The 8,739-nt window shown below is 69.6% G+C and carries 5 protein-coding genes; 4 read left to right on the top strand and 1 reads right to left on the bottom strand.

The features are described from left to right. The 3 genes from JI739_RS20910 to JI739_RS20900 form a co-directional block, all read left to right on the top strand. The coding region (locus JI739_RS20910) for a beta strand repeat-containing protein (RefSeq protein ID WP_201685940.1) at positions 1–3,574 on the top strand (3,574 nt) is incomplete at its 5' end. A gap of 96 nt (positions 3,575–3,670) precedes the next feature. After that, a complete protein-coding gene (locus JI739_RS20905; protein ID WP_201685939.1) occupies positions 3,671–5,392 on the top strand; it encodes a type I secretion system permease/ATPase in 1,722 nt (573 codons plus the stop codon). After that, positions 5,389–6,729 (top strand): HlyD family type I secretion periplasmic adaptor subunit, encoded by a 1,341-nt coding sequence (locus JI739_RS20900; RefSeq protein ID WP_236589929.1) that lies wholly within the window; start codon positions 5,389–5,391, stop codon positions 6,727–6,729. Before JI739_RS20905 ends, JI739_RS20900 begins: the two co-directional genes overlap by 4 nt. Positions 6,730–6,735: 6 nt before the next feature. Here JI739_RS20900 and JI739_RS20895 read toward each other — a convergent pair whose 3' ends face one another. Next, a complete protein-coding gene (locus JI739_RS20895; RefSeq protein ID WP_201685938.1) occupies positions 6,736–8,268 on the bottom strand; it encodes an ABC transporter permease/substrate-binding protein in 1,533 nt (510 codons plus the stop codon). A gap of 85 nt (positions 8,269–8,353) precedes the next feature. On the opposite strand from JI739_RS20895, the gene JI739_RS20890 reads away from it, so the two are divergent. Next, a complete protein-coding gene (locus tag JI739_RS20890; protein WP_201685937.1) occupies positions 8,354–8,650 on the top strand; it encodes a PQ-loop domain-containing transporter in 297 nt (98 codons plus the stop codon). Positions 8,651–8,739: the final 89 nt, after the last annotated feature.

Here is an 8,739-nt window from a genome sequence, read left to right as displayed (position 1 = left end):
CACCGGCGGCGTGGTCACCTGGAACTACAGCGTCCCAGCCTCGGCCGTCGAGTACCTGGCCGCCGGCCAGCCCAAGGTCGAGACCTTCACCTTCACGATCTCCGACGGCAATGGCGGCACGGTCGAACGCACCGTCTCGGTCACGATCACGGGTACCAACGACGGCCCCATCGTCGCTGCTGAAGATGTGACCGGCGCCGTGACGGAACTGGTCACACCTGCTAGCAACCTCACCGACTCCGGCACGATCTCGTTCAGCGACGTCGACCTGACTGACGTCCATAGCGTGAGCGCCGTCACCGCCAGCTCGGGCGCCCTGGGCACCCTCACCGCCAGCGTCACCACCGACACGACGGGCAACGGCACCGGCGGCGTGGTCACCTGGAACTACAGCGTCCCAGCCTCGGCCGTCGAGTACCTGGCCGCCGGCCAGCCCAAGGTCGAGACCTTCACCTTCACCCTCAGCGACGGCAATGGCGGAGCGGTGGAGCGCACTGTCTCCGTGACCATCACCGGCACCAACGACGCGCCGACGATCACCAGCTCCGCACAGAGCGGCTCGGTCCAGGAAGACACCACCCTGAGCGTCAGCGGCTCGGTCGACGCCAGCGACATCGACAACGGCGACGTGCTGACCTACACCGCCGCGGCGACCGCCGGCGCCTACGGCAGCCTCTCGGTCAACTCCGCCAACGGCGACTGGACCTACACCCTGGCCAACGGCACCAACGGCACCGCCTCGGCCGTGCAGTCCCTGGCTGCCGGCGAGAGCCATGACGAGGTGTTCACCATCAACGTGAGCGACGGCAAGGGCGGCACCACCAGCCAGACCGTGACCGTCACCGTCACCGGCACCAACGACGCCCCCAAGGTATCGGGCGCCGTGACCGGCACGGCCACCGAGGACGGCTCCACCGTGACGCTCGATGCACGCGCCAATGCCAGCGACGTCGATGCCGGCGCCACCCTGAACGTGGTGAACGTACCCGGCACGCTCCCTGCCGGGGTCAGCTACAGCGCCGCCACACAGAGCTTCACGCTCGACCCCGCCAACGCCGCCTTCCAAAGCCTGCCCGCCGGCGTGACCACCACCGTCACTGTCAACTACGGCATTTCGGACGGCACCGCCACCACCGCCGCCTCTGCAACCTGGACCGTTACCGGTACCAACGACGCCCCCGCGGTGTCTGGCGCCGTCACCGCGACCGTAGCCGAAGGTTCTGCCGTCTCGACGCTCAACGCGCTGGCGAGGGCTACCGACGTGGATGCGGGCACGACGTTGACGGTGGTCAATGTGCCGGGAACTCTGCCGGCAGGCGTCACCTACAACGCGGGGAACGGGACCTTCTCGCTGGACCCGAGTCACCCTGGATACCAGAGCCTTGGAAACGGACAAACCGCCACAGTGACCGTGAACTACGGTGTGTCCGATGGAATCGCGACGACGGCAGCTTCGGTGCAGTGGACCATCACCGGTGTTGCGAATGGCGACACGACGCCGCCAACTGTGACGTTGACGGCAAGTCCGGGGAATGCTCCCGAGAACGGGACTATCACGGTTACCTTCCAATTCAGCGAGACGGTGGCGGGATTTGCGGAGAGCGACATCTCGGTCACGGCTGGAACCAAGGTCCCTGGTTCGTTTACGCAGGTCGACGGCGATACCTACACCATGCAGTTCATTCGCACTGCGAATGGCAACAACCCGATGACCGTGACCGTCGCCGGCGGGTCCTATACGGACACGGCGACGAACCCAGGCGGCGGCGGCAGTGTGGAAGTTCGGCGTGATGGGCCGAAGCCGGTAGGGATCGCCGGTGAACCGATCAACCTGGGACTCGAGAACCCGCTGTCGACCGATGGCGGCATCGTGCACGTGAGGGTGGAGAACGTTCCCGAAGGTTGGTCGTTCAGCGAAGGAGCAAGACTTGAGGACGGCTCCTGGGTGATGCGAACGGCCGACCCGAGCGCATTGACGATCACCTCGCCCGTGACGTTCGCCGGCGCACTGCTTTTCAACATGACGGTGCAGTGGACGACAGCCGATGGCAGTTCCGCCACCGCATCCATCGCCAACAACATCGAAGCCTTCCCCCCCGGCTCCCCCATCTTCGGCTGGTCCGGCGACGACCATCTTTCCGGCTCCTCCGCCGCGGACACCTTCGTCATCGCCAACCCCATCGGCGCCCACGTCATCCACCACTTCGACGCCGCAGCCGACAAGGTCAACCTCATCGCCTTCGGGGCCACGAGCTTCGAAGAGCTGCAGGCGCACCTCACCGACGACGGCAACGGCAACGCCCTCATCTCCTTCGGCGCCGGCATGACCGTCACCATCCTCGGGGTGAGCGCGGCGCAACTCACCGCGGCCAACTTCAGCTTCGATGACGTGCCCGTGCTGAACAACACCGGCACGATGACACTGGGCGACGGTTCGATGCTTCCCTTCTCGGGCATCGTCAACAACACCGGCACCATCAGCCTCGAATCCGAAGGCGCCTACACGCTGCTGCAGATGATGCAGCACGGTGTCACGCTGCAGGGTGGCGGCGACTTGACCCTGTCCGACAGCGACGGCAACGCCATCGCCGGCAGCGTGTCCGAGGTGACGTTGACCAACGTGGACAACACCATCTCCGGGGCCGGCCAGATCGGCGGCGGGCAGATGACGCTGGTGAACGCCGGCACCATCGCCGCCACCGGCACGCAGCACGCGCTGGTGATCGACACCGGCTCCAACGTGGTGGTGAACACCGGCCTGTTCGCGGCCCTGGGCGGCGCCGGCCTGGTGGTGGCCAGCGCCACCACCGGGCACGGCAGTGCGCTGGTGGGTGATGGCTCGCAGCTCACCTTCGGCGGCGCATCCGATGCCGACGTGGACTTCGCGCAGGGCGGCACGGGCGCCCTGGCGCTCGGCCAGCCGGGTGCGTTCACCGGCACCATCACCGGCATGGACGCGGGCGATTCGATCGCCCTTCCGGGCGTGCTGTTCACCGGCGCCACGCAGGTGAGCTACGCCGCCGGCTTGTCCGGTGCGGGCGGCACGCTCACCGTGAGCGACGGCGGCAGCTCCGCGCAGTTCGCCATCGTGGGCCGCTACGCCCAGGGCGACTTCCAGGTCGTGGTCGGCGCCGATGGCGTGGCCCGCATCACCAGCACCGCCGCCGACAACGGCACCGTGCTGGGCAGCGCGGGCGACGACGTGCTGGCGGGCACGGCTGGCGATGACCTCCTGGTCGGCGGCAAGGGCGCGGACTTCCTCACCGGCGGCGAGGGCAGCGATACCTTCGTCTGGCGCGCGGGCGACTTCGGCGGCGCGGTCGACACCATCACCGACTTCACCCTCGGCGATAGCGGCGACATGCTGGCCCTGGGCGGCCTGCTGGCCGGCTGGAACGCCGGCGATGACCTGTCTCAGTACCTGCAGGTGCAGGCCACCGAGGGCGGCACGCTGGTCAGCGTCGACGCCACCGGCACCGGCCAGGCCTTCGAGGACCTGGTGTTGCTGCAGGGCGTCACGGGCATCGACCTCACGACGCTCACACCGCACATCAACGCCTATCCGTTGGCTTGATGCACGCTCCGGGGCCGCGGCCCCGGAATCGTTCACACCTGCGTGCTTTCGTATGCTTGACCATAAGCGCTGAGCTACGGATGCTCGCCCCTTCGTATGAAGCCCCTGCTCCAACTCCTGAAACGCCCGCTGATCTCCGTCGCGGGCTTTTCCTTTTTCATCAACCTGCTGATGCTGGTGCCGGCCATCTTCATGCTGCAGGTGTTCGACCGGGTGCTGGTCTCGCGCAGCACCGACACGCTGCTGGTGCTGGCGCTGGGCGCCGCTTTGGGCCTGCTGCTGATGATGTCGCTCGACTACATCCGCGCCCGCCTGCAGGGCGTGGCCGGCAACGTGATCGCCGACTCATTGGCGCCAGTGGTGACCCGGCTGGCGGTGGCGCAGGGCGCGCGGCTGACCGGCGGCCGCAGCACCGGCGAAAGCCTGCGCGACGTGCAGTCGCTGCGCTCGGCGTTCTCGGCGCAGGGACTGCTGGCGGTGTTCGATGCGCCCTGGCTGTTCGTCTACGTGGCCATCATCTGGATGGCCCATCCCTATCTGGGCATGACGGCGCTGGGCGCGGCGGCGCTGATGGGGGTGCTGACCATCGTCAACGACTGGATCACCCGCAAGGACATCGAGGCGCTGCAGCGCGCATCTGCCGGGGCCACGCGCTACCTGGAAACCTCGCTGGCCAATGCCGAGGTGGTGCAGACCCTGGGCATGACGGACGCGCTGCTCGCGCGCTGGCAGCAAAAGAACGCCGAGGTCGCGGCCCTGCAGTCACCCACCGCCCGCAAGAGCGTGGGAATGGCCGCCCTGACACGCACGCTGCGGCAGGCGGTGCAGGTGGGCATGCTGGCCGTGGGCGCGTGGCTGGTGATCTCCAACCAGGCCTCGCCGGGCGTGACCATCGCCTGCACCATCCTGCTGGGCCGCGCCCTGGCGCCGGTGGAGCAGCTGGTGGGCAGCTGGAAGATCCTGGCCGAGGCGCGCGCCGCCTTCCGGCGCCTCTCCGAGTTGCTGGGCGCCGCCGCCGCGCAGGAGCCGCGCATGGAGCTGCCGGCGCCGCGTGGGCAGCTGCTCGCGCAGCAGCTGGCGTTCCGCGCGCCGGTGGGCGAACGCATCCTGCTGGCCGGCGTGTCGCTGCAGCTGGAACCCGGTGAGTCGCTGGCCATCGTGGGCCCCAGCGGCGCCGGCAAGAGCACCTTGCTGCGTCTGCTCACCGGCATCTGGCAGCCCACCGCGGGCGTGGTGCGGCTGGACGGGTTCGACCTGTCGCAGTGGCCACGCGAACAGATCGGCCCCTGGCTGGGCTATGTGCCGCAGGACGTGGAGCTGTTCGCCGGCACGGTGGCCGACAACATCGCCCGCCTGGGGCTGCCTGATCCGGCGAAGGTGGTGCAGGCGGCGCAGCGCGCCCGCGTGCACGAGATGATCCAGTCGCTGCCCCAGGGCTACGACACGATGATCGACCCCGCTTCGGCCCTGCTGTCGCCGGGCCAGCGCCAGCGCATCGCGCTGGCCCGCGCGCTCTACGGCGACCCCAAGCTGCTGGTGCTGGACGAGCCCAATTCCAACCTCGACGGCGCCGGCGAAGCCGCTCTGGCCGAAGCGCTGAAGGCGCTGCGCGGGCAGGTCACGGTGGTGGTGGTCACGCACCGCAGCGCCCTGGTGCAGCACGTGGACAAGATGCTGGTGATCGAAGCCGGCAAGGCGCAGCACTACGGCACGGTGGCCGAGGTGATGAAGGCGCTGCAGGGCAAGTCGCAGGTGTCCGGCGCCAGCGTGATGCCGATGCCGGTGGCCGTGCCCGTGATTGAAAAGGCCTCGGCATGAATGCGCTCGCCCCACCCTTGATGCCGGCCGCCGGCAACGTGCAAGGCCACCTGGCCGAATCGCGCCGCCTGATCCGCACCGGGCTGCTGGTGCTGGTGGCGGCGGTGGTGCCCATCGGCGCCTGGCTGGCGCTGGCGCCGCTGTCGTCGGCCGTGGTGGCCCAGGCCCACGTCAAGGTGGACCTGGACCGCCGCCCCGTGCAGCACGCCGAAGGCGGCATCGTGCGCGAGGTGAAGGTGCGCGACGGACAGCGCGTGGCGCAAGGCGAGCCCCTGTTGGTGCTGGGCGACGTGGCGGTGGACGCCGACGTCAACCGCCTGGGCTACCGGCTGCAGGCCGAGCGAGCTGGTGCCATCCGCTTCGAGGCCGAGCAGACGGGTGCCGCCCGGCTGGTGTTCCCCGACGAGCTGGTGCAGGCCGCCGCCGCCGATTCGCGGCTGGCCGAGCAGCTGGTGAAGGAGCGTTCACTGTTCCAGGCCCGCCGCGACGCCCTGCACGGCCAGACCACGCTGCTGCGTTCGCAGCGCGAGAAGATCGCGCAGGAAGTGGTGTCGCTCAAGGCGCAGATCGAACAGGCGCAGAACTCGCTCAAGCACCAGCGCTTCGAGCTCGATCGCAACCGGCAGCTGCTCAAGGAAGGCTTCATCGCCGACACCCGCATCGCGCAACTGGAGGCGGGCGTGGCCGACTACGGCGTCAAGCTGGAAGAGCGCCGCTCCGAGCTGGCCCGCGCCGACCAGCGCATGGTCGACGCCGAGTTGCGCATCAAGGCGCTCGAGAGCGAGTACCGCCAGCAGGCCAGCGACCAGCTCAAGGTGGCGATGGTGCGGCTGTCGGAGATCCAGCAGGAGCTGCGCAAGTCCACCGACGCCTCGCAGCGCCAGGTGATCGTGGCGCCCGCGGCCGGCGAGGTGATGAACCTGCGCTACACCAGCCCCGGCAGCGTGGTGAGCCCGCGCGAGCCCATCGCCGACATCGTGCCGGCCGACCCGCGCCTGGTGGTGGAGGCGCAGATCCGCCCCGAGGACATCAGCCGCGTGCAGCAGGGCCAGGGCGCGCACATCCGCTTCAGCGCTTTCAACCCGCTCACCACGCCCATGGTCGACGGCAAGGTGTTCTACGTCTCGGCCGACCGGCTGGTGCAGCGCGAGACGCAGCAGCCCTACTACGTGGTGCTGGTCGAGGCCGACGCGGCTTCGCTGAAGGCCGCGGGCACCATCACGCTGCAGGCCGGCATGCCGGCCGAGGTGTTCATCCAGGGCGAGGAGCGCACGCCGCTGCAGTACCTGGTGGAGCCGATCACCATGGTCCTGCGCAGGGCCGGGCGCGAACGCTGAGGCGCCTTACCTGGCGGGTCGGCGGGTTCGCAACAGCAGCCACTCCAGCGCATCGAACAGCCACTGCGTAAGCAGCGCCAGCACGGCCGCGGGCACCGCGCCGGCCAGCATCAACCCGGTGTCGTTCACCGCCAGCCCGGCCACGATGCGCTCTCCCAGGCCGCCCGCGCCGATGAAGGTGGCCACCGTGGCCACGCCCACGTTCAGCACCGCGGCGGTCTTGATGCCCGCGAAGATGGTGGGCGCCGCCAGCGGCAGCTCGATGCTGCGCAGCACCTGGGCGCTGCGCAGTCCGAGCGCCGAGCCCGCCAGCCGCATGCCCGGCGGCAGCGTGGCCAGGCCGGTGTGGGTGTTGCGCACGATGGGCAGCAAGGCATAGATGGAGAGCGCGAGCAGCGCCGGCAAGAAGCCGATGCCGCCCACCAGCACGATCAGGAACGTGAGCAGCGCCAGCGAGGGGATGGTCTGCAGCATGCCCACCAGGGCCATGAGCGCGGCGCTCCAGCGCGGCTGCCGGTAAGCCAGCACGCCCATGGGAATGCCGACGGCCATGGCGATGGCCACCGATGCCAGGACCAGGATGAGGTGCTCGCGCAGCAAGCGGCCCAGGTCCGGGGCCAGCAGGCGGTCGATGAAGCCGGCACTGCGTGCAGCCGGTGCCGCGGCCGCGGCACCGGCTGCACTCGCGCGCCCGCCGATGCGTTGGACGAAGTCGCGCGCCACGGCATCGAAGGTCCGGCCGTCGATCTCCACCTCGGCGTTCATCGCCCGCATCGCCTGTTCGTCGATCCGCCCGGCAAGCGCCGCGACCAGCGGCCGTTCGTCGAGCTCGGCACGCATCAGAAGCAGGGCGTCATAGCGGGGGAAGAAGCCGCGGTCGTCGCGCAGCACGCGCAGCCCCAGGCGCTGGATCTGGGCGTCGGTGGTGTAGGCGTCGACCACGTCGACCTGCCCACGCTGCAGGGCCTGGTAAGCCAGGCCGTGGTCCAGGCCGCTGCCCGGCGCGAAGGGCAATCCGTACGCGGCCTTCAAGGCGTTCCAGCCGTCCGCGCGGGCCAGGAACTCGTGCGACAAGCCGAAACGCAGGGATGCATCCGACTTGGCCAGGTCGGACAGCGTGGCGATCCCCAGGCGCTGCGCATCGTCCTCGCGCATGGCCAGGGCGTAGCTGTTGTTGAAGCCCAGCGGCACCGCCGCCTTCAAGCCGCGCGGGGCCAGCCAGCGGTTGATCTGCGCCACGGAGGGCGCGGCGGCTTCGGCACCGGGCTGCTTGAGGATTTCCCGGACGATGGTGCCGGTGTACTCGGGGTAGACCTGGATGGCGCCGCTCGCCAGCGCCTGCTCCATCACGGCGGTGTTGCCCAGGCCCTGGCGATGCACCGCGGGCACGCCAGCGTCGGTCAGCACCTGGCGCGCGATCTCGCCGAGCACATAGCTCTCGGTGAAGCGCTTGGACCCGACCACGACCGGGTCGGCCGCCTGCGCAGGCGAGGCGGCGCCCAGCAAAGCGAGTGCGAGGATGAAGGTGGCGGAGATCATCGGGCGCAAGGGCCGGCCAGTATCCGCCGAAGCGACCGGCCGGCGCATCATCGGCCGCGTCACCCCCCCCCCGAAGGAGCAACCCATGGACCACGGTCCCGGCGCCTCGCCGGCTGCGCCCACCGCCGCCAGCCCGGTCGAGAAAATCCTGCCCTTCATGTCGATCGCGACCATGGTGATGACGCTGCCCCAGATCTGGACCATCTGGGTGGACCAGCAGGTCGCGGGCGTGTCGCTGCTCTCCTGGGGTACCTATCTCGCGGGGGCCTGCCTCTGGTTCGTGCACGGCCTGCACAAGCGGGACAAGACCATCTATGTCGCGTGCATCGGCTGGATCCTCCTCAACGGGGCGGTCGTGGCCGGGGTGCTGTTGCATCGCTGAAGGTCCGGCGCCGACGGGCGCCTGAACCCCCGGACCGCGCCCGGTCCGTCGAGTCGGGGTTTCCACCAACGCCCAAGTGGCGACGGCTT

Source organism: Ramlibacter aurantiacus, assembly GCF_016722895.1.
In the GTDB taxonomy this organism is placed as follows: Bacteria; Pseudomonadota; Gammaproteobacteria; order Burkholderiales; family Burkholderiaceae_C; genus Ramlibacter; species Ramlibacter aurantiacus.
The sequence above is the reverse complement of the archived record's forward strand: the minus strand, read 5'-3'. Positions and strand labels throughout refer to the sequence as shown.

Coding starts and splice junctions, on each gene's coding strand:
- JI739_RS20905 (WP_201685939.1), top strand. CDS start 3,671: ATGAAGCCCCTGCTCCAACTCCTGAAACGCCCGCTGATCTCCGTCGCG.
- JI739_RS20900 (WP_236589929.1), top strand. CDS start 5,389: ATGAATGCGCTCGCCCCACCCTTGATGCCGGCCGCCGGCAACGTGCAA.
- JI739_RS20895 (WP_201685938.1), bottom strand. CDS start 8,268: ATGATCTCCGCCACCTTCATCCTCGCACTCGCTTTGCTGGGCGCCGCC.
- JI739_RS20890 (WP_201685937.1), top strand. CDS start 8,354: ATGGACCACGGTCCCGGCGCCTCGCCGGCTGCGCCCACCGCCGCCAGC.